This window comes from Achromobacter sp. ACM05, from assembly GCF_019218915.1.
In the GTDB taxonomy this organism is placed as follows: Bacteria; Pseudomonadota; Gammaproteobacteria; order Burkholderiales; family Burkholderiaceae_B; genus Achromobacter; species Achromobacter animicus.
This window is the reverse complement of record NZ_JAHUWQ010000004.1, coordinates 14,600-40,508: the sequence shown is the minus strand read 5'-3', so window position 1 is coordinate 40,508 and position 25,909 is coordinate 14,600. Positions and strand designations below refer to the sequence as shown.

Genomic DNA, 25,909 nt, shown 5'->3' with positions numbered 1-25,909 from the left:
TTGGGGGTGGTTTTTTTTCGTCTGCGGACTGAATTCAGGCATACTACGGCTTCGTGTCGTTCGAGCCGCACATGCTCGACATGCACCGACGAAAGCTGCAATTGTTCCATTTAAGGAATGCAGTCTTTCGCCTGCTATTCAAGCTACAGAGTTCAGCCGGAAGTAACCGCGCGAATGCTACAATCCTAAGGTTTGCGCATTTGACGGACGCCTGAATGAACCTGCAACAGTATTTTCCCGTCCTGCTGTTTATCGTAGTGGCCACCCTTATCGGGTTCGCGCTTCTAACGGCCGGCTCCCTCCTTGGCCCGCGGCGTCCTTACGCTGAGAAGCTCTCGCCTTACGAGTGCGGCTTCGAAGCGTTTGAAGATGCACGCATGAAGTTTGACGTGCGCTACTACCTCGTGGCGATTCTGTTCATTCTTTTCGACCTGGAAATCGCGTTCCTGTTCCCGTGGGCCATTGCCCAGGGCACCGTCGGACTCGTCGGTTTCTGGACGGTCATGGTTTTCCTCGCCGTGTTGACCGTCGGCTTCATCTACGAATGGAAAAAGGGCGCGCTGGATTGGGAGTGACCTTCGGGTTCATTTCACAGCACGTTATCAGAGACGAATATGGCTATAGACGGCATTCTCAAGCAAGGGTTCATCACCACCAGCGCCGACAAGTTCCTGAACTGGGCGAAGACCGGTTCGATGTGGCCCATGACCTTCGGTCTGGCCTGTTGCGCGGTTGAGATGATGCACGCGGGCGCAGCCCGCTATGACCTGGACCAATTCGGCATCATCTTCCGGCCCAGCCCGCGCCAGTCCGATCTTATGATCGTTGCCGGCACGCTGTGCAACAAGATGGCGCCCGCGCTGCGCAAGGTCTACGACCAGATGCCCGAGCCGCGCTGGGTGGTTTCCATGGGCTCCTGTGCCAATGGCGGCGGCTACTACCACTACTCGTATTCGGTGGTGCGTGGCTGTGATCGCATCGTACCGGTAGACGTCTACGTGCCGGGCTGCCCGCCCACGGCCGAGGCGCTGGTCTACGGCTTGCTGCAAATGCAGAACAAGATCCGTCTGACCAACACGATTGCGCGCTGATGCTTCGTCAGGTCCGATGGCAGGCCTCAGCCGCCTCGAACCTGCGAAACCAGCGTATCGGTTCACCTAAGCGTACAAGATGATGACCAGGCTCGAATCCCTGAAAAACAATTTGCAGACCACCCTCGGCGCGGACATTGCGCTGACCGAGGCGCTGGGCGAGCTGACGCTCGAAGTGCCCGCGGAGCAGTGGTTCTCCGTCTGCAACAAGCTGCGCGCCGAAGCCGGCCTGCGCTTTGAAACCTGTATCGACCTCTGCGGCGTCGACTACCTGACCTGGGGCAACGGCACGCGCCAGATGCCCGAGGAAACCAACGTCCGCATCCACCGCTCGCGTTATGCCGTGGTGGCGCACCTGCTCTCCCTCGAGAACAACTGGCGGCTGCGCGTGCGCACGTGGGCGCCTGACGACGAGTTCCCGATGGTCGCCTCGCTGATGGAATGCTGGCCCACGGTCGGCTGGTTCGAGCGCGAAGCCTTCGACCTGTACGGCATCGTCTTCGAAGGCCATCCGGACCTGCGCCGCATCCTCACCGACTACGGCTTCATCGGCCATCCGTTCCGCAAGGACTTCCCGCTGTCGGGCACCGTCGAAATGCGCTACGACCCCGAGCAGCGGCGCGTCATTTACCAGCCGGTCACGATCGATCCGCGCGAGATCACCCCGCGCGTGGTGCGCGAAGACACCTACGGCATGGGGCGTTGAATCATGGCAGACATCAAGAACTACACCCTGAACTTCGGTCCTCAACACCCGGCCGCGCACGGCGTGCTGCGCCTGGTGCTCGAGCTTGACGGCGAAGTCATCCAGCGCGCCGATCCGCACATCGGCCTGCTGCACCGCGCCACCGAAAAGCTGGCCGAACACAAAACCTACATCCAGGCGCTGCCCTACATGGACCGCCTGGACTACGTGTCCATGATGTGCAACGAGCACGCCTACGTCATGGCCATCGAAAAGCTGCTGGGCGTCGAAGCCCCGCTGCGCGCGCAGTACATCCGCGTGATGTTCGATGAAATCACGCGTCTGCTGAACCACCTGATGTCGCTGGGCTCGCACGCCCTGGACGTGGGCGCGATGGCGGTATTCCTGTACGCGTTCCGTGAACGCGAAGACCTGATGGACTGCTACGAAGCGGTCTCGGGCGCGCGCATGCACGCGGCCTACTACCGGCCGGGTGGCGTCTATCGCGACCTGCCGGATTCCATGCCGCAGTACGGCGACTCCAGCAAGTTCCGTGGCGACAAGGAAATGCGCGTCATGAACGAAGCGCGTTCGGGCTCGTTGCTGGACTTCATCGAAGACTTCACCAACCGCTTCCCCGGCTGCGTCGACGAGTACGAAACCCTGCTCACCGACAACCGCATCTGGAAGCAGCGTCTGGTCGGCATCGGCGTGGTCGATCCCGAGCGCGCCAAGGCGCTGGGCTTCACCGGCCCGATGCTGCGTGGTTCGGGCGTCGCCTGGGACCTGCGCAAGACGCAGCCCTACGAAGTCTATGATCTGCTTGATTTCGACATCCCCGTGGGTGTCAACGGCGACTGCTACGACCGCTACCTGGTCCGCATCGCCGAGATGCGCCAAAGCAATCGCATCATCCGCCAGTGCGTGGAATGGCTGCGCAACAATCCCGGCCCGGTCATGATCGAGAACCACAAGATCGCCCCGCCGTCGCGTACCGCCATGAAGACCAACATGGAAGAGCTGATCCATCACTTCAAGCTCTTCACTGAAGGTTTCCACGTGCCCCCGGGCGAGGCGTTCGCCTCGGTGGAGCACCCGAAGGGCGAATTCGGCATCTATCTGGTGTCCGACGGCGCCAACAAGCCTTACCGCCTGAAGATTCGGGCGCCTGGCTTTGTCCACCTGCAAGCGCTGGATGAAATGTCGCGTGGCCACATGATCGCCGACGCCGTCACCATCATTGGCACGCAGGACATCGTTTTCGGCGAGATCGATCGCTGATCCGCCCAGACAGTCACGAGCACGCCCGCATAACCCGGATTCAAACTATGCTGCTTTCCGAACAGGCCTACCAGAAAATCGACCGTGAACTAACCAAGTTCCCGGCCGACCAGCGGCAGTCCGCCATCATGGCCTCGCTTGCCATCGCGCAAGAAGAGAAGGGCTGGTTGGCTACCGAAGTCATCGAAGACGTGGCCAACTACATTGGCGTTCCGCCCATCGCGGTCCAGGAAGTCGCCACGTTCTACAACATGTTCGACGTCAAGCCCGTCGGCAAGAACAAGATCGCCGTCTGCACGAACCTGCCCTGTGCCTTGCGCGACGGCGACCGCGCCGGCGAATACCTCAAGCGCAAGCTGGGCGTCGACTATCGCCAGACCACCGAAGACGGCCAGTTCACGCTGGTCGAAGGCGAGTGCATGGGCGCCTGCGGCGACTCCCCCGTGCTGATCGTGAACAACAAGCATATGTGCGTGCGCATGACCGACGAGAAGCTGGACGCGCTGGTCGCGGCCCTCAAGCAGCAAGGAGAGTCGGCATGAACGCGCCTGACCTGTACAAGCAGTTCGCGCAGGGGCTGGATCCCAACCCCCTGAACGACCTGTCCAACTCGATGGCCCTGCACGGCCGCCACCTGCAGCCGCAGATCATGGCCGACGTCGACGGCGCCAACTGGCGCCTGGCCGACTACGTCAAGCGCGGCGGCTACGAAGCCCTGAAAAAGATCCTGACCACCGGCATGAAGCCGGAAGACGTGATCGCCGAAGTCAAGGCGTCGGGTCTGCGCGGCCGTGGCGGCGCGGGCTTCCCGACCGGTCTGAAGTGGAGCTTCATGCCGCGCGCCTTCCCGGGCCAGAAGTACCTCGTCTGCAACTCCGACGAAGGCGAGCCCGGCACGTTCAAGGACCGCGACATCCTGCGCTTCAATCCGCACATCGTGATTGAAGGCATGGCGATCGCGGCCTACGCCATGGGCATCAGCGTCGGCTACAACTACATCCACGGCGAAATCTTCGAAGTCTACGAGCGCTTTGAAGAAGCGCTGGAAGAGGCGCGTGCCGCCGGCTTCCTGGGTGACCGCCTGTTCGGTTCCGACTTCAGCTTCCAGCTCCACGCTTTCCATGGTTACGGCGCCTACATCTGCGGCGAAGAAACCGCGCTGCTGGAATCGCTGGAAGGCAAGAAGGGCCAGCCGCGCTTCAAGCCGCCGTTCCCGGCCAGCTTCGGCCTGTACGGCAAGCCCACCACCATCAACAACACGGAAACGTTCGCGGCGGTGCCGTGGATCATCCGCAACGGCGGCCAGGCCTACCTGGAAGTCGGCAAGCCGAACAACGGCGGCACCAAGCTGTTCTCGATCACCGGCGACGTCGAGCGTCCCGGCAACTACGAGATCCCGCTGGGCACCCCGTTCTCGACGCTGCTGGAACTGGCTGGCGGCATGCGCGGCGGCAAGAAGCTGAAGGCGGTCATCCCCGGTGGCTCGAGCGCCCCGGTCCTGCCCGCCGACATCATGATGGAATGCACGATGGACTATGACTCCATCGCCAAGGCCGGCTCGATGCTCGGCTCTGGCGCTGTGATCGTCATGGACGAGACGCGCTGCATGGTGAAGTCGCTGCTGCGCCTGTCGTACTTCTATTTCGAGGAAAGCTGCGGCCAGTGCACGCCGTGCCGCGAAGGCACCGGCTGGCTCTACCGCATGGTGCACCGCATCGAAAACGGTCAAGGCCGTCCGGAAGATCTGGAGCTGCTGGACAACGTGGCGCTCAACATCATGGGCCGCACCATCTGCGCTCTCGGTGACGCCGCCGCCATGCCCGTCCGTGGCTTCCTCAAGCATTTTCGCGACGAATTCGCGCACCACATCGAGCACAAGTCTTGTGTGGTCCCGCAATATCTGTAGGTCTCAGGAACAGCAATGGTTGAACTAACCGTCGACGGCAACAAGGTCGAAGTGCCCGAAGGCAGCATGGTCATGCATGCCGCCCAGAAAGTCGGGCTTTACGTGCCGCATTTCTGCTACCACAAGAAACTGTCCATCGCGGCCAACTGCCGGATGTGCCTGGTTGAAGTGGAAAAAGCGCCCAAGGCGCTGCCCGCCTGCGCCACGCCCGTGACCAACGGCATGGTCGTCCACACCTGCTCTGAGAAGGCTCGCGCCGCTCAGAAGTCGGTGATGGAATTCTTGCTCATCAATCACCCCCTCGACTGCCCGATCTGCGATCAGGGCGGCGAATGCCAGCTGCAGGATCTGGCCGTGGGCTACGGCGGCTCTTCCTCGCGTTACCAGGAAGAAAAGCGCGTCGTGTTCCACAAGGACCTGGGTCCGCTGGTTTCCGCCGAGGAAATGTCGCGCTGCATCCACTGCACCCGCTGCGTGCGCTTCGGCCAGGAAATCGCCGGCGTCATGGAACTGGGCATGCTGGGCCGTGGCGAGCACTCCGAAATCACCACCTTCGTGGGCCGTTCGATCGAGTCCGAACTGTCGGGCAACATGATCGACATCTGTCCGGTGGGCGCGCTGACCTCCAAGCCCTTCCGCTACAGCGCCCGCACCTGGGAACTGGCTCGCCGCCGTTCGGTCAGCCCGCACGACAGCCTCGGCGCCAACCTGGTCGTCCAGGTCAAGGGCGACCGCGTGATGCGCGTGGTCCCGTTCGAAGACGAAGCCGTCAACGAATGCTGGATCAGCGACCGCGACCGCTTCTCGTACGAAGGCCTGAACAGCGACGACCGCCTGTCCGCCCCGATGATCAAGGGCACCGACGGCAAGTGGCAGGAAGCCTCGTGGGCCGACGCCCTGCAAGCCGTGGCCCAAGGCCTGTCGCGTGTGCGTGACAGCTTCGGCGCCGGTCAGATCGGCGCGCTGGCGTCCGAATACGCCACCACCGAGGAATACGCGCTGCTGGGCCGCCTGGTCCGCTCGCTGGGTTCCGAGAACATCGACTTCCGTCTGCGCCAGACCGACCCGGCCTTCGACGCCGCGCTGACCGGCGCGCCGTGGCTGGGCATGCCCATCGCCGAACTCGACAACCTGGACCGCGTCCTGGTCGTCGGCTCGTTCCTGCGCAAGGATCATCCCCTGATGGCCCAGCGTCTGCGCCAAGCCGCCAAGCGTGGCACGCAGATCCTGATGGTCGACAGCGCCGCCGACGATCCCCTGATGCCCGTCACCGCGCGCATCACCGTGGCCCCGTCGGAACTGGCGCGCGCGCTGGCCGAAGTGGCCGTCGCGCTGGCCCAGGCCAAGGAACAGGCCGTGCCGGCCGAGTTCGCCTCGGTCACGCCGGGCGAAAACGCCAAGCTCATCGCCGCCAGCCTTGCGTCCGGCGCCAACACCGCCGTGCTGATGGGCAACCTGGCTGTCGCCAGCGCCCAGGCCACCACGCTGGCCGCCAATGGCCGTGCCGTGGCTGACCTGTCCGGCGGCAAGTTCGGCTTCCTGACCTCGGGCGGCAACACGGTCGGCGGTTACCTCGCCGGCGCCATCCCGGGCAAGGGAGGCAAGACCGCCGCGGCCATGCTCGCCGAACCGCTCAAGGCCTACATCGTCCTGCACGCCGAACCGCTGCTCGACGCCGACAATGGCCAGCAAGCCATCGCCGCGCTGCGTGGCGCGCAGTTCGCCGTCGCGCTCACGCCTTACCGTTCGGCCGCCGCTGAATGGGCCGACGTGATGCTGCCGGTGTCGCCGTTCACGGAAACCTCGGGCACGTTCGTCAACGCCCAAGGCCTGGCCCAGAGCTTCAAGGGCACGGTCACGCCGTTCGGCCAGACCCGTCCGGGCTGGAAGGTCCTGCGCGTGCTGGGCAACGTCCTGCACCTGGCCGGCTTCGATGACGAGACTTCCGAGTCCGTGCGCGACGCCGTGCTGGCCAGCGGCGTCGAAGGCCGTCTGTCCAACGACGTCAAGGCCCCGCTGGGTCTGGGCCAGGCGCTCACCGGCCTGGAACGCGTCGCCGATGTGCCGATCTACCGCACGGACGCCATGGTGCGCCGTTCGGAACCGCTGCAGGCCGCGCCGGCTTCGAAGAAGCCCGCCGCCGCCATGAACGGCCGCACTCTCACCAGCCTGGGCCTGACGGCCGGGGTCAAGGTGCGCGTGTCGGCCGGGCAGGGCGCCGTCGAACTGGAAACCGTGCAGGATGATGCCGTGGCCGATCGCGCCGTGCGCATTTCCGCCGCCTTCGAAACTACCGCTGCCCTGGGTGGCGCATTTGGTCAAATCAGCGTGGAGCGTGCCTGATGGAATGGCTCAATGTTCTTGAAAGCCACGGTCAGGCATTGCTGGGTCCGACGGTCTGGATGGTCCTCTGGACCATCGTCAAGATCGTCATCATTGCGGTGCCCATCATCCTGTGCGTGGCCTACCTGACTTACTGGGAACGCAAGATGATCGGCGCCATGCACGTGCGCATGGGCCCGAACCGCGTCGGTTTCAAGGGGCTGCTGCAGCCGTTTGCCGACGTCTTCAAGCTGCTGACCAAGGAAGTCGTGGTCCCCAGCCAGGCCAACAAGGTGCTGTTCATCGTGGCCCCCGTGGTCACGCTGATGCCGGCGCTGGCGGCCTGGGCTGTCGTGCCCTTCGGTCCCGACGTCGTGCTGGCCAACGTCAACGCCGGCCTGCTGTACATCATGGCCATCACGTCCATCGGCGTGTACGGCGTGATCGTCGCCGGCTGGGCGTCCAACTCCAAGTACGCGTTCCTGGGCGCGCTGCGCGCCTCGGCCCAGATGCTGTCGTATGAACTGGCCATCGGCTTCGTGCTGGTGACGGTGCTGCTGGTGTCGGGCAGCCTGAACATGTCCGAGATCGTGCACGTGCAGAACCGCGGCTGGTTTGCCGAAAAGGGCCTGACGTTCATGTCGTGGAACTGGCTGCCGCTGCTGCCGCTGTTCGTGATCTACGTGATCTCGGCCGTTGCCGAAACCAACCGTCACCCGTTCGACGTCGTGGAAGGCGAATCCGAAATCGTGGCCGGCCACATGGTCGAATACTCGGGCATGGCATTCGCGCTGTTCTTCCTGGGCGAATACGCCAACATGATCCTGCTGTCGTGCATGGCATCGATCATGTTCCTGGGCGGCTGGGCTTCCCCGATCGATATCGCGCCGCTGACCTGGATTCCGGGTTGGATCTGGCTGGGTCTCAAGACGTTCTTCGTGGTCTCGTTGTTCGTGTGGTTCCGGGCCTCGTTCCCGCGCTACCGCTATGACCAGATCATGCGCTTGGGTTGGAAAATCTTCATCCCGCTGACCGGCGTCTGGCTGGTCGTGGTGGCGATCTGGATGCAGACGCCCTGGAACATTTGGCGCTAAGCGCCAAGCAGAGGCAGGATATGGAAGCGATCAAGGATTTCTTCGGCAGCCTGATGCTGACCGAGTTGCTCAAGGGCATGCGCCTCACGGGCAAGTATTTTTTCAAGCGCAAGGTCACCTTGCGCTACCCCCAGGAAAAGACCCCTGCGTCGCCGCGTTTCCGCGGCCTGCACGCGCTGCGCCGCTACCCCAACGGGGAAGAGCGCTGCATCGCGTGCAAGCTGTGCGAAGCCGTGTGCCCGGCGTTGGCGATCACGATCGAGTCCGACCAGCGCGACGACGGCACCCGCCGCACGACGCGCTACGACATCGATCTGACCAAATGCATTTTCTGCGGCTTCTGTGAGGAAAGCTGCCCCGTGGACTCCATCGTGGAAACGCACATCCACGAATACCACGGCGAAAAGCGCGGCGACCTGTATTTCACCAAAGACATGCTGCTCGCCGTGGGCGACCGCTACGAAGCCGACATCGCCCGCCGCCGGGCCGAAGACGCGCCTTACCGCTGAAGCCCAGGGTCTGATCCATGACTTTTACCACTGTCCTTTTCTACATACTGGCCGCCGTGCTGGTGATCGCGGCGTTCCGCGTGATCACCGCGCGCAGCGCGGTCACCGCCGTTCTGCATCTGATCCTGGCGTTCGCCAACGCGGCCATGCTGTGGATGCTGCTGGGCGCCGAGTTCCTGGCGCTGCTGCTGGTGCTGGTGTACGTGGGCGCCGTGATGGTGCTCTTCCTCTTTGTCGTGATGATGCTCGACATCCGCATGGACACCCTGCGCCAGGGCATGAAGACCTACCTGCCGCTCGGCCTGGTCATCGGCGTCGTGCTCGTGCTGGAAGTGTCCTTCGTGCTGGGCACCATCTGGTACGGTTCCGGTCCCCAGGCGCAACTGCCCGCCGACTACAACAACGCCCGCGCGCTCGGCGAAGCGATGTACACGCAATACATCTACGCCATTGAAGTCGGCGCTGCGTTGCTGCTGGTTGGCATGGTTGCCGCGATTGCGCTGACCCTGCGCCGCCGCCGCGACGTCAAGTACAACGACCCGGTCGCCGCTGTCCGCGTGCGTTCGAAGGACCGCTTCCGCATGGTGAGCATGCCCGCCCAGAGCGAGCGCGCCCAGGCCAAGCGTGACGCCTCGAACGGTGCCGCGCCCCAAGGAGAAAAACAATGACGCTGACGCTGGCCCACTATCTGATCCTTGGCGCGATCCTGTTCGCGATCGGGATCTTCGGCATCTTCCTGAACCGCCGCAACCTGATCATTCTCCTGATGTCCATCGAGCTGGTGCTCCTGGCCGTCAACATGAACTTCGTGGCGTTCTCCAGCTGGTTCGGCGACACCGCCGGCCAGGTGTTCGTGTTCTTCATCCTGACCGTGGCCGCCGCTGAAGCGGCGATCGGCCTGGCCATTTTGGTGCTGCTGTTCCGCAACCTGAACACGATCAACGTTGACGAACTCGATCGCCTGAAGGGCTGACGGGGTATTGGAAGAAAATGTCTAGCTCACCCAATCTCTACCTGCTCATCGCGCTGGCGCCGCTGGCCGGAGCAATTCTCGCGGGCCTCTTCGGCACCGGGTTCCTCGGCCGGCCCATCGGCCGCCGCGCCTCGCACGTCATCACCATCCTGGGCGTGCTCATCTCCGCCATCGGTTCGGTGGTGGTGCTGGGCGACGTGCTGAACGGCCTGCGTTTCGACGGCGCCGTCTACACCTGGAGCCTCATCGGCCAGACCAAGCTGGAAATCGGCTTCCTGATCGATCCGCTGTCGGCCATGATGATGGTCGTGGTGACTTCCGTGTCGCTGATGGTGCACATCTACACCATCGGCTACATGGCTGACGATCCCGGCTACCAGCGCTTCTTCTCGTACATCTCGCTGTTCACGTTCTCCATGCTGATGCTGGTGATGTCGAACAACATGGTGCAGCTGTTCTTCGGCTGGGAAGCGGTGGGTCTGGTGTCCTACCTCCTGATCGGTTTCTGGTACACCCGTCCGACGGCGATCTTCGCCAACATGAAGGCGTTCCTGATCAACCGCGTCGGCGACTTCGGCTTCGTGCTCGGCATCGGCCTGCTGTTCGCCTACGCCGGCACCATGCACTACGGTGAAGTCTTCGCGCAGGCCGACAAGCTGGCCGCCATGACGCTGCCCGGTTCCGACTGGATGCTGCTGACCGTCGCGTGTATCTGCCTGTTCATCGGCGCCATGGGTAAATCGGCCCAGGTTCCGCTGCACGCCTGGCTGCCCGACTCGATGGAAGGCCCGACCCCGATCTCCGCGCTGATCCACGCCGCCACCATGGTGACGGCCGGCATCTTCATGGTCGCGCGTTTCTCGCCGCTGTTCGAACTGTCGGACACCGCGCTGTCGTTCATCATCGTGATCGGCGCCATCGGCGCGCTGTTCCTGGGCATCCTGGGCATCATCCAGAACGACATTAAGCGCGTCGTCGCGTACTCCACGCTGTCGCAGCTGGGTTACATGACCGTGGCTCTGGGTGCGTCGGCCTACTCGGTCGCGATCTTCCACCTGATGACCCACGCGTTCTTCAAGGCGCTGCTGTTCCTGGGCGCGGGTTCGGTCATCATCGGCATGCACCACGACCAGGACATCCGCAACATGGGCGGCCTGCGCAAGTACATGCCCATCACCTGGATCACCTTCCTGCTGGGTACGCTGGCGCTCGTCGGCACGCCGTTCTTCTCGGGTTTCTACTCGAAGGAAAACATCATCGAAGCCGCCGGCCAGGCCAACGTCTGGGGCGCGAGCTTTGCCTACTATGCCGTCCTGATCGGCGTGTTCGTCACCTCGCTGTACTCGTTCCGCGTGTACTTCCTGGTCTTCCACGGCAAGGAACGCTTCGACACCAGCGATCACGGTCACGGCCACGGTCATGATGCGCATGGCCATGACGACCATGGTCACGACGACCACGGTCACGGCCATCACGGTGGCAAGCCGCACGAGTCGCCCTGGGTGGTTACGCTGCCGCTGATCCTGCTGGCGATTCCGTCGGTGTTCATCGGCGCCTGGGCGGTCGATCCCATGCTGTTCGGCAAGTTCTTCGACGGCGTCATCAAGGTCCTGCCGCAGCAGCATCCCGCGATGCACGTGCTGAGCGAGGAATGGCACGGCTGGGTCGCCTATGGCCTGCATGCCTTCCAGACCCTGCCGTTCTGGCTGGTCGTGGCTGGTTTCGTGATCTCCTGGTACTGCTACCTGATCAACCCGAAGGTGCCGGCCGCCATCAAGGCCAACCTGTCGGGCGTGAACAAGATCCTCGAGAACAAGTACTACGTGGATTGGGTGAACGAGCAGATCATTGCGCGTGGTCTGCGCTGCCTGGGCCGTGGCCTGTGGCAGACCGGTGACCGCGGCATCATCGACGGCATCCTGATCAACGGCAGTGCCCGCGTCGTGGGCTGGGTGGCAGCCATCAGCCGCCACCTGCAGTCCGGCTTCATCTATCACTACGCGTTCGCAATGATCATCGGCGTCATGGCGCTGGTGACTTTCTTTGTGCTGATTCCCCAATGATGGCAAGCGAGATGGCATCCAACACTTTTCCCTGGCTCACGCTTGCGATCTTTGTCCCGATCGTATTCGGCCTGCTGGTGCTGGCGGTGGGCCGTGACGACCGTCCCGGCCTGACGCGCGGCCTGTCGCTCGTCGGCTCGATCGCCGGCTTCCTGGTCACGATTCCGCTCTACACCGGTTTTGATTCCTCCACGGCCGCCATGCAGTTCGTGGAGAAGGCCTCCTGGATCGAAGCCTTCAACGTCAATTACCACCTGGGCATCGACGGCATCTCGATGTGGTTCGTGCTCCTGACCGCGTTCATCACCATCATCGTGGTGCTGGCCGGCTGGGAAGTCATCACGAGCCGCGTCGCGCAATACATGGCCGCCTTCCTGATCCTGTCGGGTCTTATGGTTGGCGTGTTCTGCGCGCTGGACGGCATGCTGTTCTACGTGTTCTTCGAAGCCACGCTGATCCCGATGTACATCATCATCGGCGTCTGGGGCGGCGGAAACCGCGTGTACGCAGCGTTCAAGTTCTTCCTGTACACCCTGATGGGTTCGCTGCTGACGCTGATCGCGTTCGTGTACCTCTGGAATGTCTCCGGCGGTTCGTTCGACATCCTGACCTGGCAGCAGACCAAGCTGGGCTACACGCCGCAGATCCTGATCTTTGTGGCGCTGCTGGCTGCGTTTGCCGTCAAGGTGCCGATGTGGCCGGTCCACACGTGGTTGCCGGACGCCCACGTTGAAGCGCCCACGGGCGGCTCCATCGTGCTGGCCGCGATCATGCTGAAGCTGGGCGCGTACGGTTTCCTGCGCTTCTCGCTGCCGATTGCCCCTGACGCCTCGCACAGCCTGGCCGGCCTGATGATCACGCTGTCGCTGATCGCCGTGATCTACATCGGCCTGGTCGCGATCGTCCAGGAAGACATGAAGAAGCTGGTGGCCTATTCGTCGGTCGCCCACATGGGCTTCGTCACGCTGGGCTTCTTCATCTTCAACACGGCCGGCGTCGAAGGCGCCATCGTGCAGATGATCTCGCACGGCTTCGTGTCGGGCGCCATGTTCATGTGTATCGGCGTGCTCTATGACCGCATGCACTCGCGCCGCATCGCCGACTACGGCGGCGTGGTCAACGTGATGCCGCGTTTTGCCACGTTCTTCATCCTGTTCTCGATGGCCAACAGCGGCCTGCCGGCCACCAGCGGCTTCGTCGGCGAATTCATGGTGATCATGGGCGCGGTCGAGCACAACTTCTGGATCGGCCTGCTGGCAGCCACTGCCCTGATCCTGGGCGCGGCGTACTCGCTGTGGATGGTCAAGCGCGTCGTCCTGGGCGACGTCGCCAACGACCACGTGCGCGAGCTGACCGATATCAATCGCCGCGAATTCGTGATTCTTGGCGTGATGGCGATCGCCGTGTTGTACATGGGGATCTATCCCAAGCCCTTCACCGACGTGATGCACGTGTCGGTCGAGGCCCTGCTGCAACACGTTGCCGTCTCGAAACTGTAAGACAAGACAATGATGCAATCCCAAATCGATTTCGCCCTGGCGACACCGGAAATCCTTCTGCTGATTTTCGGCCTGGCTATTTTGCTCATCGACGCGGTCAGCAATCACCCCGAGCGCAAGCCGACGTTCCTGCTGACCATGCTTGCCCTGGGCGTGCTGACCGTCGTGTCGGCCGTGCAGTGGAAGAACGGCGTGGCTGGCTCGACGTTCAACGGCCTGTACGTCACGGACGAGCTGTCGCACCTGCTCAAGATCGCCTCGTATCTTGCCGTCGGCGTAACGCTGATCTATGGCCGCGTGTATGCGCAGGTCCGCGACATGATGCGCGGCGGCGAACTGTACGTGCTGACGCTGTTCGCGCTGCTGGGTCAGATGGTGATGATTTCCTCCGGGAATCTGATCTCGATCTACCTGGGCCTGGAACTGATGTCGCTGGCGCTGTACGCGCTGATCGCCCTGCGCCGAGACAACGTCGTGGCCACCGAAGCCGCCATGAAGTACTTCGTGCTGGGCGCGCTGGCCTCGGGTTTCCTGCTGTACGGCATGTCCATGATCTACGGCGCTACGGGTCACCTCGACCTGTCCGAAGTATCCAACGTCATCGCCGCCGGCAAGGCCGAGAAGATGGCGCTGGTGTTCGGCATTGTGTTCCTGGTGTCGGGTCTGGCGTTCAAGCTGGGCGCCGTGCCGTTCCACATGTGGGTGCCGGACGTCTACCAGGGCTCGCCGACCGCCGTCACGCTGATCCTGGGCGGCGCGCCCAAGCTGGCCGCCTTTGCGATCACGCTGCGTCTGCTGGTTGATGGTCTGCACGGCCTGGCCACGGACTGGCAGCCGATGCTGATGATTCTGGCAGTGCTGTCCCTGGCCATCGGCAACCTGACCGCCATCGCACAGACCAACTTCAAGCGCATGCTGGCTTACTCGACCATCTCGCACATGGGCTTCGTGCTCCTGGGCCTGATGTCGGGTTCGGTGGCCGGCAAGCCGGAACTGTCGTCGGCCGCCTACGGCGCCTCGCTGTTCTACATGCTGACCTACGTGCTGACCACGCTCGCCAGCTTCGGCATCGTGCTGCTGCTGTCGCGTCAGGGCTTCGAGTGCGAGCACATCGACGACCTGAAGGGCCTGAACCGCCGCAGCCCGTGGCATGCCGCCATCGTGCTGCTGCTGATGTTCTCGCTGGCCGGCATCCCGCCGCTGGTGGGCTTCTACGCCAAGCTGGCCGTGCTGCAGTCGCTGGTTGCCGCGGGCCACGTCACGCTGGCGGTGGTGGCGGTGCTGTTCTCGCTGATCGGCGCGTTCTACTACCTGCGCGTGGTCAAGGTCGTCTACTTTGACGAGCCGGCGGCCGACGCTGCCCCGATGGTGGCCACGGCCGGCCAACGCGGCGTGCTGTCGATCAACGGCGCCCTGATCCTGGTGCTGGGCCTGTTGCCCGGCGGCTTGATGGCGCTGTGCGTGCAAGCCATCCGCTCGTCGCTGACCCTCTAACGGACGGAGTGCAGCCGTGAACCAGACGCTGGCGGTATGGCTGTTGATCGCGCTGGCGCTTGTCAGCGCGAATCTTCCCTTCCTGACCGAGCGCGTCTTTGCCGTGCTGCCCTGGAAGCAGGGCGGGGCGGCGGCGGTCAAGCCGTTCTGGATGCGCCTGATCGAAGTGCTGGTGTTCTACGCCATCGTCGGCGCGCTGGGATTTGCCTTCGAGTCCACGCTGGGCAACCGTTTCGCCCAGACCTGGGAGTTCTACGCGATCACGCTCAGCCTGTTTCTGGTGCTGGCGTATCCCGGGTTTGTGTACCGGTATCTCTTCAAGCGGCATCCGCGTCTGCGGACCTGACGACGCAGTAGCCTGCCTGCACATGGACGCACCAAGACGCCCCGATCGGGGCGTTTTTTTATGTGTGCAGCAACCTCCGCGTCGACTCTGCCTCGCGCAAAATCCGGCCGCAATCCGCCCCTTTTTTGATCTCCGATCCGTTCAGGATTTTGAGCAAGATCAAAGCTGTTGTTTTTTTATCCTTTTGATTTGGAAGGGGCTTTCATTCAGGTTTCATTCAGCGCCTCCGTTCAGAATCGCAAACAACAAAAAAACAAGAATCGTTGTTATTTACGTTCTGGAGAAGTCCGCTTGAAGCCCCAAGATTCGTATTCGCTGAATACGCTCGCCACCTCGCTGGCCGCCGCCATTGCCGCGCCCGCGTTGTTCGTCAGCCCCTATGCCGCAGCCCAGTCCGCCGACACCGGCGTGACGCAGTTGTCGCCTGTCCGCGTCGAGGGCGAAAGCTCGTCCTATCAGACCTCGACCGCGCAGTCGCCGAAGATGACCGCGCCTTTGCTGGACACGCCGCGCACAGTGCAGGTTGTGCCGCAGCAGGTGATCCAGGATCAGGCCGCGTCGACCTTGCAGGACGTGCTGCGCAACTCGCCGGGCATCACGTTCGGCGCCGGCGAAGGCGGCCGTCCGGGCGGCGACTTGCCGATCATCCGCGGCCAGAACTCCGCCGGCAGCATTTTCCTGGACGGCATCCGCGACAGCAGCACCCAGGTGCGCGATACGTTCAATCTGGAGCAGGTCGAAATCATCAAGGGGCCGGACTCGGTGTATTCGGGCCGGGGCGGCGCGGGCGGCAGCATCAACATGGTCAGCAAGGCGCCCAAGACCACGGACTTCACCGAAGCCACGGCGCAGATCGGTACGGACAACAACTACCGCGCGACCATCGACAGCAACTGGCGCCTGGGGGACAAGGCGGCATTCCGCCTGAACGTGATGGGCAACAAGGGCGACACGCCGGGCCGCGATGACGCCGTGGACTTCGAGCGCTGGGGCGTTGCGCCGTCTCTGATGCTGGGCGTGGGCACGCCGACCCGCATCACGCTGAGCTACTACCACTACCAAGACGACAGCATGCCCGACTACTCCATTCCGTATGACCCGAAGTCGGGCCAGCCGGTGACGGAGACGATGGGCGTGAGCCGCAAGTCGTTCTACGGCCTGACCGGGCGCGACTTCATGAAGACGCGCGATGACGTCGCCACGGTGGACTTCCAGCACGACTTTTCCGACAAGCTGCAACTGCGCAACGTGACGCGCTATGGCCGCGGCACGACCGACTTTGCAGCGACCAATCCCGACGACAGCAAGGGCAACATCCCGAACGGCCTGGTGTACCGTGCGCTCAAGTCCGGCTACTACGTCACCAAGACCTTCGCCAACCAGACGGACCTGACGGGTGAATTCGAGACCGGCAGCCTGAAGCACTCGTTCGACCTGGGATTTGAGTACAGCAACATCAAGCAGGACAAGGACAGCTACACCCAGACGATCGCCCGCGGCCCGATGGACTGCAAGGTCAGCGCAACCGACCTGTCGAACCCGGCGCTGTGCACGTCGCTGTGGGATCCGAATCCCCACGACGACTACACCGGCAAGCTGACGCGCAACAACAATCCCGCCGTCTACAACACGGACACGCTGGCGCTCTACGGCTTTGACACCATCAAGTTCAACGAGCAATGGCAGGCGAGCCTGGGCGCGCGCTGGGACAACTACCGCACCAGCGGCAGCAACATCGCGCGCGGCCGCAGCGATCCGGCGAGCACGCCCGCGTTCTACAGCACAAGCCGCGAGGACAACCTCTTCAACTACCAGGTCGGCCTGGCGTACAAGCCGGTGCCCAATGGCACCATTTACGCCACGTACGGCACCTCATCCACGCCGTCCGCCATTGCCGGCGGCGCAATCAGCGATGCGACGTCACTGTCGACGTCTTCGCTGGAACCGGAAAAGAGCCGCACGGTGGAGCTGGGCACGAAGTGGCAGGTGTTCGACGACAAGCTGACGCTGTCGGCCGCGGCGTTCCAGGACATCCGCAAGAACACCAGCGTGGCCGTGTCCGCGACCGAAGTGGCGCAGGTTGGCGAAGCCAAGGTGCGCGGCATCGAACTGGGATTCTCGGGCGCCATCACGCCCAAGTGGAACGTGTTCGGCGGCTACACGTTCATGGACAGCGAAATGACCAAGGGCGCGTACAACAGCGGCGCCGTCGGCCAGGACCTGCCCAACACGCCGCGCAACGCCTTCAGCCTGTGGACGACCTACAAGGTCCTGCCCAAGCTAACGGTCGGCGGCGGCGCGTATTACGTCGACAAGGTGTACGGCAACTCGGACGCCACGAAGAACGCCGACGGTACGCCCAAGGCGCGCTGGGTGCCTTCGTACTGGCGCTTCGACGCGATGGCCGGCTACGAATTCAACGAGCACTTCTCGGCGCAGTTGAACGTGCTGAACATCTTCGATGAGACGTACTACACCAAGGCCTATGCGGCGCACTATGCGGCGCTGGGCACGGGCCGGGCGGCGCTGCTGTCGCTGCGCGTGCGGTATTGATCAAGGGGCGCCGCGTCCGTGGCGCCGACTTGCATGAAAAAAGCCACCTCATTTATTGAGGTGGCTTTTGCTTTGGGGAAGGGGGCCGGTGTCTGACACCCCTGTCAGACACCCTGTCGCAGGATCAGCTTTCGAACCAGTTCAGCACGCCGTCCAATCCCGAGACATTGAGCGCATAGCGCGTCTGCTGACGCACCAGCGGCTTGGCGTGGTAGGCCACCGGGAAGCCGGCGTTGGCCAGCATCTTCAGGTCGTTGGCGCCGTCGCCCATGGCGATGATCTGGTCCGTCGAGGCGCCGTGCGTGCGCGCGAACTCGCGCAGGTGCGTGGCCTTGGCGTCGGCGTCCAGGATGTCGCCCAGCACGCGGCCGGTCAGCACGCCATTTTCGATCTCGAGCGTGTTGGCATGAGCGCTGTCCAGGTTCAGGCGGGCGCGCAGGCGCTCGGTGAAGAAGGTGAAGCCGCCCGACACCAGCAGCACCTTGATGCCGGCGGCCTGGGCCGTGGTGATCAGACGCTCGGCGCCCGGATTCAGGCGCAGCTTTTCCTCGTAGACCTCGTCCAGCGCGCCAGCGGGCGCGCCCTTGAGCAGCGCAACCCGGCGGCGCAGGCTTTCCGCGAAATCCTTGATCTCGCCGCGCATGGCGGCTTCGGTGATCTCCGACACCTTGTCCTTCACGCCCACCACGCCCGCGATCTCGTCGATGCACTCGATGTTGATCAGGGTCGAGTCCATGTCCATGGCCAGGATCTTGCAGTGGGCCAGCTTCAGGCCGGCGGGCACGAAGGCAGCGTCGACGCCGCGCGCTTCGGCCCAGGCGCCCACCACGGCGCGCGTCTCGTCGTCGTGTTGCACGTCGAGCAGGCGGGCGGCGGTGTTGCTGATGCGCGCCACGCCCTGGGCCTGGGCCAGCGCGGCAAGCTGCTCCGCATGTTCGATGGCGAGGCCGGGGGATTGGACGACGAGATTGTGGGTAGTCATGGCGGATGGGTAAGGGTGTCGGGAATTACTTCAGGGCGCGCAGAACGGCGCGCACGGCGTCGGCACGGGCCGGGACTTGAGGCGCCTTGATCTCGACGCGCAACTTGTCCTGCCCGGCCAGCTTGATGTGCCGCTGCCGCTGGACAAGCTCGATGATGCGGGCCGGATCGACCGAGGTCTTGGGGCCGAACTGGATCAGCGCCTGCGCTTCGCTGGCATCGATCTTGACGATGCCTAGCGGTTGGGCGGCGAGGCGCAGGCGGTGCGTGGCCAGCAGCGTCTGCGCCGCCTCCGGCAGTTTGCCGAAACGGTCGATCAATTCTTCCTGGATGTGAATCAGGTCGTCTTCGTCGGCCGCGTGCGCCAGCCGCTTGTAGATGGCCAGGCGCGCGTGCACGTCGGCGCAGTAGTCGGACGGCAGCAGCGCCGGGGCGTGCAGATTGACTTCGCACGCCAGGTTGAAGGGCGCGTCCAGGTCGGGCTCTTCGCCCGCGCGCAGGGCGCGCACGGCCTCGTTGAGCATCTCGTTGTACATCGAGAAGCCGACTTCCTGGATGTTGCCCGACTGCGAGTCGCCCAGGACTTCGCCGGTGCCGCGGATTTCGAGGTCGTGCATGGCCAGGTAAAAGCCCGAGCCCAGCTCTTCCATGGCCTGGATGGCTTCCAGCCGCTTCTTGGCGTTGCTGGTGATCGCGTCCTCGCCCGGGGTCAGCAGGTAGGCGTAGGCCTGGTGGTGCGATCGCCCGACGCGGCCGCGCAGCTGGTGCAGCTGCGCCAGACCGAAGCGGTCAGCGCGGTGGATCACGATGGTGTTGGCGCTGGGCACGTCGATGCCGGTTTCGATGATGGTGGTGCACAGCAGGACGTTGTAGCGCTGCTGGTAGAAGCCCTTCATCACCTGTTCGAGTTCGCGCTCGGGCATCTGGCCGTGCGCGACGGCGATCCGGGCCTCGGGCACCAGCTCTTCCAGGCGCGCGCGGCGGTTATGGATGGTCTCGACCTCGTTGTGCAGGAAGTAGCACTGGCCGCCGCGCTTGAGCTCGCGCAGCAGGGCTTCGCGCAGCGTGCTGCCGTCCTCGCGCCGCACGAAGGTCTTGATGGCCAGGCGCTTTTGCGGCGCCGTGGCAATGACGGAGAAGTCGCGGATGCCTTCGAGCGACATGCCGAGCGTGCGCGGGATGGGCGTCGCGGTCAGTGTCAGCACGTCGACTTCGGCGCGCAGCGATTTGAGCGCTTCTTTCTGGCGCACGCCGAAACGGTGTTCCTCGTCGATGATGACCAGGCCCAGGCGCTTGAATTTCACGTCCTTAGACAGGATCTTGTGCGTGCCGATGACGATGTCGACCCGGCCGTCGTTGATGCCTTCGATGGCGCTGGAGACTTCCTTGGCCGAGCGGAAGCGCGACAGTTCCACGACGCGCACGGGCCAGTCGGCAAAGCGGTCGGTAAAGGTCTGCGCGTGCTGTTCGGCGAGCAGGGTGGTGGGGCACAGCAACGCCACCTGTTTGCCGTTGGCGACGGCCAGGAAGGCGGCGCGCAGCGCGACTTCGGTCTTGCCGAAACCGACGTCGCCGCAGACGAGCCGGTCCATGGGGCGGCCGGAGGTCATGTCGCTGATCACGGCCTGGATGGCGGCGGCCTGGTCGGCCGTCTCTTCGAAGCCGAAGCCCTCGGCAAACGCCTCGTAATCGTTCAGCGGCAGGTTGAACGCAAAGCCTTCGCGCGCGGCGCGCTGCGCATACAGCGCCAGCAATTCGGCGGCGGTGTCGCGGACCTGCTTGGCGGCCTTGCGGCGCGCCTTGTCCCATTGGCCTGAACCCAGCTGGTGCAATGGTGCGGCTTCCGGGTCTGCGCCGCTGTAGCGCGCGATCACGTGCAGTTGCGACACCGGCACGTACAGCGTGCTGCCGTTGGCGTATTCAAGATGGAGGAACTCCATCTCGCCTTCGCCCATGTCCATGTTGACCAGGCCGTGATAGCGGCCGATGCCGTGCTGGGCGTGGACGACGGGGTCGCCCTCGCGCAGCTCGGACAGGTCGCGCACCATGGCTTCGACGTTGCTGGCGCGTTCCTGGTCGCGCTTGCCGCGGCGGCCGGTGGTCGCCAATCCGGGGTAGAGATCGTTTTCGGTCAGGAAGGCAAGGTTGGCGCCGGGCAGTTCGAACCCAATGCCCACCGGCGAAGCGACGATGCCAAAATGCGCGTCCGACGCCAGGAAGCCCTCGATGGTGTCAGGCTGCGCATCCGGCGTGACGCCAAATTCGTTCAGCATCTGCACCAGGGTCTCGCGCCGGCCGGCCGAATCGGCGCACAGCAGCACGCGGGTGTGCCGCTTTTCTACCAGCGTGCGCAGCTTGGCGATGGGATCTTCGGCGCGCCGCGCCACGCTGACGTCGGGCGCGGCCCGGAAGTCCGGATGCGGCTGGCCCGCAGTCAGCGACAGGCGGCGGAATGCCTTGAGGCGGCCATAGAGCGATTCGCTGTCCAGGAACAGGGCGGACGGCGGCAGCACGGGGCGTTCGCGGTCGCTTTTCAGGAAGCCGTAGCGGCTGGTCGTGTCCTGGTTGAAGCGCTGGATCGCGTCGTCGATGTCGCCGACGGTGACCATGACCGTGCCGTCGGCCACGTAGTCGAACAGCGTGGCGGTTTCTTCAAAGAAGAGCGGCAGGTAGTACTCGACGCCGGCAAACGGGATGCCGTTGCCGATGTCTTTATAGGGCAGGGCGCGGGAAGGATCGCCTTCGAAGACCTCGCGAAAGCGCGCCCGGAAGCGGTTGCGCGAGTCTTCGTCCATCGGGAATTCGCGGCCCGGCAGAAGCTGCACCTCGCGCACGGGGTACAGGCTGCGCTGGGTGTCGACGTCGAAACTGCGGATGGTTTCGATCTCGTCGTCGAACAGGTCCAGCCGGTACGGCACCACCGAGCCCATCGGGAACAGATCGATCAGGCCACCCCGCAGGCAGAATTCGCCCGGCGAGGTTACCTGGGTGACGTGGTTGTAATTGGCCAGCGTCAGTTGGGCGCGCAGCGCCGCTTCGTTCAGCCTGTCCTTCTGCTTGAACGAGAACGTGTAGGCGGCCAGGAACGAGGGCGGTGCGACGCGGTACAGCGCCGTGGTGATGGGCACCGTCAGCACGTCCACCGTCTTCATCATCAGCGAGTGCAGCGTGTTCAGGCGCTCGGAGATCAGGTCCTGGTGCGGCGAGAATGCGTCGTAGGGCAGCGTTTCCCAGTCGGGCAGCTGCCGCACGCGCAGGCTGGGCGCAAACAGCTGGATTTCCTCGGCTAGCCGCTGCGCTTCAAGGGGCTCGGCGGTCAGGATGACCAGCGGCGCGCTGGCCTGGCGCGCCAGATCGGCCAGCAGCCAGGCGTCGCCGGAGCCCGGCGGCCGGGGCTGCGCATAGCGCGTGCCGGGCTTCAGCGCGGACAGGGTGGGGACCGTGGCGGGGACGGGCGGTGCGGCCGTGGCGGAGGAGGAAGGGGCGGGCATCAGGCTGGAAGCGGACATCAAGCGAACGATTATAAAATCTCCGCACCATGTCTGACTCAATCATCGCAATCGTGCCCGCCGCCGGCGTCGGCGCCCGCGCCAGCCGGCCCGGGCACGAGGCCGTTCCGAAGCAATACCGTCCATTGGCCGGACAGCCCATGCTGCGCCACGCGGTAAGCGCGCTGCTTGCCGATGAACGCGTGTCGCAGGTGCGCGTGGCGGTCACACCGGGCGACGGCTGGGTCGACGCCGCGCTGGCGGGCTTGCCGCGCACCGTCTGGCGTGCCTGCGGCGGCGCCACGCGCGCCGATACGGTCGCGGGCGCGCTGGCCGACAGCGAGGTCACGGACGATGCCTGGGTGCTGGTGCATGACGCGGCCCGCCCGGGCTTGCCCGCCGAGGCGCTGGGGCGGCTGATCGACGCTTGCCTGGCCGACCCGGTCGGCGGGCTGCTGGCCCTGCCGGTGGCCGACACGGTCAAGGGCGGCCACGATCGCGTGGAACGCACGCTCGACCGCAATGGCCTTTGGTTGGCACAGACGCCGCAGCTGTTTCGCGCGGGCGTGCTGCGCGATGCGCTGACCGCCGCGTCCGTGAACGGCGTCACCGTCACCGACGAGGCCTCGGCCATCGAGGCCGCCGGCTATGCGCCGCTGCTGGTCACCGGTTCAATGCGCAACTTCAAGGTGACGTGGCCGGACGATTTTGAACTGATGGAAAAATGGCTATGAGCATTCCTTTTCGCGTTGGGCAGGGCTTTGACGTGCACGCGCTGGTCGAAGGCCGGCCGCTGATCATCGGCGGGGTCACGATTCCCCATACCCACGGCCTCTTGGGCCATTCCGATGCGGACGTGCTGCTGCACGCGATCACCGACGCGCTGCTGGGCGCGGCGGGCCTGGGCGACATCGGCCGGCACTTTCCGGATACCGATCCGGCGTTCAAGGGCGCCGACAGCCGTGTGCTGCTGCGCGAGGCCATGGCGCGCGTGCGCAAAGCGGGTTGGACACCGGTCAATATCGACGCCACGCTGCACGCCCAAGCGCCCAAGATCGGCCCGCACGCCCCTGTCATGGTGAAGAACATCGCCGACGACACCGGCCTGGCCGAATCCGAGGTCAACATCAAGGCCAAGACCAACGAGGGCTTGGGTTATCTGGGCCGCAAGGAAGGCATCGCCGCCACCGTGGTCGCCTTGCTGGCGCGCACGGACCCCTGACGCACGGGCCGCGCTGCGTGGCGTTCGCGCCACGCTTATCCGGTATTTCAAAGCCGCCCGAGCCGCCAGGCCGGGCGGCTTTTACGTTGGCATACATCTTTAACAAATGAATAAGCGGACCGCATTGTTCTGACTTACGCTGCGCGACTTGAAATCTGACTAATCAGGGACACTCAGATGCGATTACGTGGCGCGGGGCTACTTTTTGTGCTGGCCGCTTTTGCTACCTCCGCCCACGCGGCCTACGAGAAGCAGCTCGGTCCACTGGCCGGCACGGTCAAGCAGCAGCTTTTGCAAGGCTGGCATGTCGGCGAGCAGGACGGCTGGTTCACCCTGCGCAACAGCGATGTCCCGGGCGGCGAGCAGACGTTCTACATCAACCCGGGACCCGCCCCGGAAAGCGGACGCATCACCGACGTCAACGTGATGGTCAATTCGAAGAGTCCCAAGGCGTCCATCGGCATTGCGCTGAACAACAACGCGCGCAAGGGCCTGTGCCTGCTGGAGATCCGGGCGGACCGCAACATTTTGCTGTTCTGTCTGGAAGGCCAGAAGCGCCGCGATATCGCGTCCGTTCCCAACGTCGCCAAACTGGACGGCACCGACCGCATCCGGGTGGTGGAGGTGCCGGGCGCCGCGCGTTTCCTGGTCAATGGCCAGAAGATCGGCGATATCGAGGACGAGGCCGCGCTGGGCAGCGAGATCGGCATCATGGCCTATGACGAAGGCACGTTCGGCATTGCGGATTTCATGATCGTCTCGGACGTGGCCGGCAAGCCGGTCGGGGTGGGAGCGCAAGGGACCGCCGGACAGGGCAGCGCCGGACGGGGTAGTGCCGGACAAGGTAGTGCCGGCGCGCCGCGCGTGCCGTCGGCGGCGTCGCCCCCCACCCAAGCCCCCGCCGACAACAGCCCGGCGCTGGCCGGCGCCGGCCCATATCCCCGTTTCGGCGGGGACACCTTGCGCATCGTCGCGGTCTACATCGGCATCATGCGCAGCATCTTCCTGCACGAGTTCGGACACGCCCTGATCGGCGAGCTGGAACTGCCGTCGACGGGCGCGGAAGAAGACGCGGTCGACATGTATTCGGCCTTGCGGATCGTCGAGCCCACCATCTACCCGTCCGACAACGAGGACGTGAACTTCATGGCCCGCGAGGCTGCCACGTATGCGGCCCTGCAGTGGTACTACAGCGGCATGCTGGCGGAAAAGCGGGGCGCGTCGGCGAACTCGGCCTGGCAGGACGAGCACACCGGCGACCTGAAGCGCTTCCGCAACATGCTCTGCATCATGTATGGCGGCAATCCCGCCGTCTTCGAGAACGTGGTCAAGCACGTCGGGTTCGAGGACCGGACCAAGGCGCGTTGCACCGACGAATTCAACAAGCAGAACCGGGCCTGGCGCCACCTGTTGGCGCCCCATACGCGCGTGGGCACCTGGACGCCGGACGGCCAGCAACCGGCCAACGCGCCCGGCGCGCCGGTCAACGTAGTGCTGGAACCCTCCAAGCGCAAGATCGGCAACCTGTTCGCGACGGCCATGTCCAACGCCGTCACCAACAGCGTCAAGGATCTGGGCAACACCTACGTCCTGCCGCGGCCGATCAATGTGACGTTCAAGGACTGCGGCCAGTTGAACGCCTGGTACAACCCGCGCGAGGGCTCGATCACGATGTGCTACGAGCTGATCGAGAACATCGCGGTGATGATTTCCGACATCGAAATGGGCACGGTCGGTGGCGAGGTCGTCGCCAACAAGGGTGGCGGGTCGCAGACGGCGCCGCGGCAAGCACCTGCGGCGGGGCAGGGCATGCCCGCGCTGCCCGCCGGCGCTTTCGACGAGCTGAAGGACTTCGGCGTGCCGCCGACCAGCCTGCTGTTCTCGTCCCCCTACCGGGGGCCGACGCCTGTCAAGCACACACGCGCCGATGTCATCACCACGGCCGACCTGGTCAAGCTGATCAATAACGAGAAGAACATCCTGATCATCGACACCAGCGCGGGGCGGGACACGCTGCCCATCGCCTATCCGCTGCCCGATGCCGGGTCGGACGGCAGCGTCGCGGACCATCTGCAAGGCGCGCTGGACGACTGGCTGAAGAAGAAGACCGGCGGGCAGCGCAACGCGCCCATCGTGTTCATGGGCGCGGGCATGAATGACCGCTCGGCCTACAACGGCGCGTTGCGCGCCGGGTCGCTCGGCTGGCGCGCCTACTGGTATCGCGGCGGCATGGAGGCCTGGACCGCCAACGGCCTGCCCACTGCGCCGGTGAAACCCGCCGCGGGCAAGTAATCCGGCGGTGACTCGCCGGGCTGCGGCAACGGGCCCGGCGCCGGCCAGAACCGCGTCATCGGAAACGACGCAACGTCGCCGCCAAAAGAAAAGCCCGCCTGCATGATGCA

At 64.4% G+C, this 25,909-nt stretch carries 21 protein-coding genes; 19 read left to right on the top strand and 2 right to left on the bottom strand.

Features of this window, described 5'->3' with window-relative positions; translation table 11 throughout:
• Positions 1-215 precede the first annotated feature (215 nt).
• From KW836_RS22420 to KW836_RS22345, 16 genes are all read left to right on the top strand, one after another.
• Positions 216-575 carry an NADH-quinone oxidoreductase subunit A gene (locus KW836_RS22420; protein ID WP_006217959.1) on the top strand — a complete coding sequence of 120 codons (360 nt, stop codon included), beginning with the start codon at positions 216-218 and terminating at the stop codon, positions 573-575.
• Between the two features lie 39 nt (positions 576-614).
• The gene (locus KW836_RS22415) at positions 615-1,091 is read left to right on the top strand and encodes an NADH-quinone oxidoreductase subunit B family protein (RefSeq protein WP_006217960.1); all 477 of its coding nucleotides are present in this window, start codon (positions 615-617) and stop codon (positions 1,089-1,091) included.
• Positions 1,092-1,170: 79 nt separating this feature from the next.
• A complete protein-coding gene (locus KW836_RS22410) occupies positions 1,171-1,797 on the top strand; it encodes an NADH-quinone oxidoreductase subunit C (protein ID WP_218344811.1) in 627 nt (208 codons plus the stop codon).
• A 3-nt stretch (positions 1,798-1,800) separates the two neighbouring features.
• Entirely contained in the window at positions 1,801-3,057 is a 1,257-nt protein-coding gene (locus KW836_RS22405; RefSeq protein ID WP_175123015.1) for an NADH-quinone oxidoreductase subunit D, read from the top strand.
• A 47-nt stretch (positions 3,058-3,104) separates the two neighbouring features.
• Positions 3,105-3,599 carry an NADH-quinone oxidoreductase subunit NuoE gene (gene nuoE / locus KW836_RS22400; protein WP_218344810.1) on the top strand — a complete coding sequence of 165 codons (495 nt, stop codon included), beginning with the start codon at positions 3,105-3,107 and terminating at the stop codon, positions 3,597-3,599.
• Positions 3,596-4,963, top strand: a complete 1,368-nt coding sequence (nuoF, locus tag KW836_RS22395) for an NADH-quinone oxidoreductase subunit NuoF (RefSeq protein ID WP_175123014.1) — start codon at positions 3,596-3,598, stop codon at positions 4,961-4,963. The genes nuoE and nuoF overlap by 4 nt, the downstream gene beginning before the upstream one ends.
• A 15-nt stretch (positions 4,964-4,978) precedes the next feature.
• Complete coding sequence (nuoG, locus tag KW836_RS22390) at positions 4,979-7,306, top strand: NADH-quinone oxidoreductase subunit NuoG (RefSeq protein ID WP_175137307.1); 2,328 nt, start codon at positions 4,979-4,981, stop codon at positions 7,304-7,306.
• On the top strand, positions 7,306-8,379 hold the full coding sequence (gene nuoH, locus KW836_RS22385) for an NADH-quinone oxidoreductase subunit NuoH (RefSeq protein WP_175137308.1): 1,074 nt from the start codon (positions 7,306-7,308) through the stop codon (positions 8,377-8,379). The genes nuoG and nuoH overlap by 1 nt, the downstream gene beginning before the upstream one ends.
• A gap of 20 nt (positions 8,380-8,399) precedes the next feature.
• On the top strand, positions 8,400-8,888 hold the full coding sequence (gene nuoI, locus KW836_RS22380; RefSeq protein WP_008161196.1) for an NADH-quinone oxidoreductase subunit NuoI: 489 nt from the start codon (positions 8,400-8,402) through the stop codon (positions 8,886-8,888).
• A gap of 17 nt (positions 8,889-8,905) precedes the next feature.
• Positions 8,906-9,556, top strand: a complete 651-nt coding sequence (locus KW836_RS22375) for an NADH-quinone oxidoreductase subunit J (RefSeq protein ID WP_175123011.1) — start codon at positions 8,906-8,908, stop codon at positions 9,554-9,556.
• A complete protein-coding gene (nuoK, locus tag KW836_RS22370; protein ID WP_006217969.1) occupies positions 9,553-9,861 on the top strand; it encodes an NADH-quinone oxidoreductase subunit NuoK in 309 nt (102 codons plus the stop codon). Before KW836_RS22375 ends, nuoK begins: the two co-directional genes overlap by 4 nt.
• Before the next feature lie 17 nt (positions 9,862-9,878).
• Positions 9,879-11,924: an NADH-quinone oxidoreductase subunit L gene (gene nuoL, locus KW836_RS22365; RefSeq protein WP_175123010.1), complete on the top strand. Its 2,046-nt coding sequence runs from the start codon at positions 9,879-9,881 to the stop codon at positions 11,922-11,924.
• Complete coding sequence (locus tag KW836_RS22360) at positions 11,921-13,423, top strand: NADH-quinone oxidoreductase subunit M (RefSeq protein ID WP_062840514.1); 1,503 nt, start codon at positions 11,921-11,923, stop codon at positions 13,421-13,423. Before nuoL ends, KW836_RS22360 begins: the two co-directional genes overlap by 4 nt.
• A gap of 9 nt (positions 13,424-13,432) precedes the next feature.
• The gene (gene nuoN / locus KW836_RS22355) at positions 13,433-14,917 is read left to right on the top strand and encodes an NADH-quinone oxidoreductase subunit NuoN (RefSeq protein ID WP_218344809.1); all 1,485 of its coding nucleotides are present in this window, start codon (positions 13,433-13,435) and stop codon (positions 14,915-14,917) included.
• Between the two features lie 16 nt (positions 14,918-14,933).
• Positions 14,934-15,263 (top strand): DUF2818 family protein, encoded by a 330-nt coding sequence (locus tag KW836_RS22350; RefSeq protein ID WP_105237731.1) that lies wholly within the window; start codon positions 14,934-14,936, stop codon positions 15,261-15,263.
• 291 nt (positions 15,264-15,554) lie between these two features.
• Complete coding sequence (locus tag KW836_RS22345) at positions 15,555-17,816, top strand: TonB-dependent siderophore receptor (protein WP_175123007.1); 2,262 nt, start codon at positions 15,555-15,557, stop codon at positions 17,814-17,816.
• A 124-nt stretch (positions 17,817-17,940) separates the two neighbouring features.
• On the opposite strand, the gene serB is transcribed toward KW836_RS22345, so the two are convergent.
• Together serB and mfd are read right to left on the bottom strand one after the other, a co-directional pair.
• On the bottom strand, positions 17,941-18,798 hold the full coding sequence (gene serB, locus KW836_RS22340) for a phosphoserine phosphatase SerB (protein ID WP_175137311.1): 858 nt from the start codon (positions 18,796-18,798) through the stop codon (positions 17,941-17,943).
• 25 nt (positions 18,799-18,823) lie between these two features.
• Positions 18,824-22,306, bottom strand: coding sequence for a transcription-repair coupling factor (mfd, locus tag KW836_RS22335; protein WP_218344808.1), 3,483 nt, complete (start codon positions 22,304-22,306; stop codon positions 18,824-18,826).
• Between the two features lie 29 nt (positions 22,307-22,335).
• Between mfd and ispD the strand changes: the two genes are divergently transcribed.
• The 3 genes from ispD to KW836_RS22320 all read left to right on the top strand — a co-directional run bounded on the left by ispD (position 22,336) and on the right by KW836_RS22320 (position 25,799).
• Positions 22,336-23,019: a 2-C-methyl-D-erythritol 4-phosphate cytidylyltransferase gene (gene ispD, locus KW836_RS22330; protein ID WP_218344807.1), complete on the top strand. Its 684-nt coding sequence runs from the start codon at positions 22,336-22,338 to the stop codon at positions 23,017-23,019.
• Positions 23,016-23,507, top strand: coding sequence for a 2-C-methyl-D-erythritol 2,4-cyclodiphosphate synthase (ispF, locus tag KW836_RS22325; RefSeq protein ID WP_218344806.1), 492 nt, complete (start codon positions 23,016-23,018; stop codon positions 23,505-23,507). The genes ispD and ispF overlap by 4 nt, the downstream gene beginning before the upstream one ends.
• Before the next feature lie 177 nt (positions 23,508-23,684).
• Entirely contained in the window at positions 23,685-25,799 is a 2,115-nt protein-coding gene (locus KW836_RS22320; RefSeq protein WP_218344805.1) for a DUF4344 domain-containing metallopeptidase, read from the top strand.
• Positions 25,800-25,909 lie beyond the last annotated feature (110 nt).

Coding starts and splice junctions, on each gene's coding strand:
- KW836_RS22420 (WP_006217959.1), top strand. CDS start 216: ATGAACCTGCAACAGTATTTTCCCGTCCTGCTGTTTATCGTAGTGGCC.
- KW836_RS22415 (WP_006217960.1), top strand. CDS start 615: ATGGCTATAGACGGCATTCTCAAGCAAGGGTTCATCACCACCAGCGCC.
- KW836_RS22410 (WP_218344811.1), top strand. CDS start 1,171: ATGATGACCAGGCTCGAATCCCTGAAAAACAATTTGCAGACCACCCTC.
- KW836_RS22405 (WP_175123015.1), top strand. CDS start 1,801: ATGGCAGACATCAAGAACTACACCCTGAACTTCGGTCCTCAACACCCG.
- nuoE (WP_218344810.1), top strand. CDS start 3,105: ATGCTGCTTTCCGAACAGGCCTACCAGAAAATCGACCGTGAACTAACC.
- nuoF (WP_175123014.1), top strand. CDS start 3,596: ATGAACGCGCCTGACCTGTACAAGCAGTTCGCGCAGGGGCTGGATCCC.
- nuoG (WP_175137307.1), top strand. CDS start 4,979: ATGGTTGAACTAACCGTCGACGGCAACAAGGTCGAAGTGCCCGAAGGC.
- nuoH (WP_175137308.1), top strand. CDS start 7,306: ATGGAATGGCTCAATGTTCTTGAAAGCCACGGTCAGGCATTGCTGGGT.
- nuoI (WP_008161196.1), top strand. CDS start 8,400: ATGGAAGCGATCAAGGATTTCTTCGGCAGCCTGATGCTGACCGAGTTG.
- KW836_RS22375 (WP_175123011.1), top strand. CDS start 8,906: ATGACTTTTACCACTGTCCTTTTCTACATACTGGCCGCCGTGCTGGTG.
- nuoK (WP_006217969.1), top strand. CDS start 9,553: ATGACGCTGACGCTGGCCCACTATCTGATCCTTGGCGCGATCCTGTTC.
- nuoL (WP_175123010.1), top strand. CDS start 9,879: ATGTCTAGCTCACCCAATCTCTACCTGCTCATCGCGCTGGCGCCGCTG.
- KW836_RS22360 (WP_062840514.1), top strand. CDS start 11,921: ATGATGGCAAGCGAGATGGCATCCAACACTTTTCCCTGGCTCACGCTT.
- nuoN (WP_218344809.1), top strand. CDS start 13,433: ATGATGCAATCCCAAATCGATTTCGCCCTGGCGACACCGGAAATCCTT.
- serB (WP_175137311.1), bottom strand. CDS start 18,798: ATGACTACCCACAATCTCGTCGTCCAATCCCCCGGCCTCGCCATCGAA.
- mfd (WP_218344808.1), bottom strand. CDS start 22,306: ATGTCCGCTTCCAGCCTGATGCCCGCCCCTTCCTCCTCCGCCACGGCC.
- ispD (WP_218344807.1), top strand. CDS start 22,336: ATGTCTGACTCAATCATCGCAATCGTGCCCGCCGCCGGCGTCGGCGCC.
- ispF (WP_218344806.1), top strand. CDS start 23,016: ATGAGCATTCCTTTTCGCGTTGGGCAGGGCTTTGACGTGCACGCGCTG.
- KW836_RS22320 (WP_218344805.1), top strand. CDS start 23,685: ATGCGATTACGTGGCGCGGGGCTACTTTTTGTGCTGGCCGCTTTTGCT.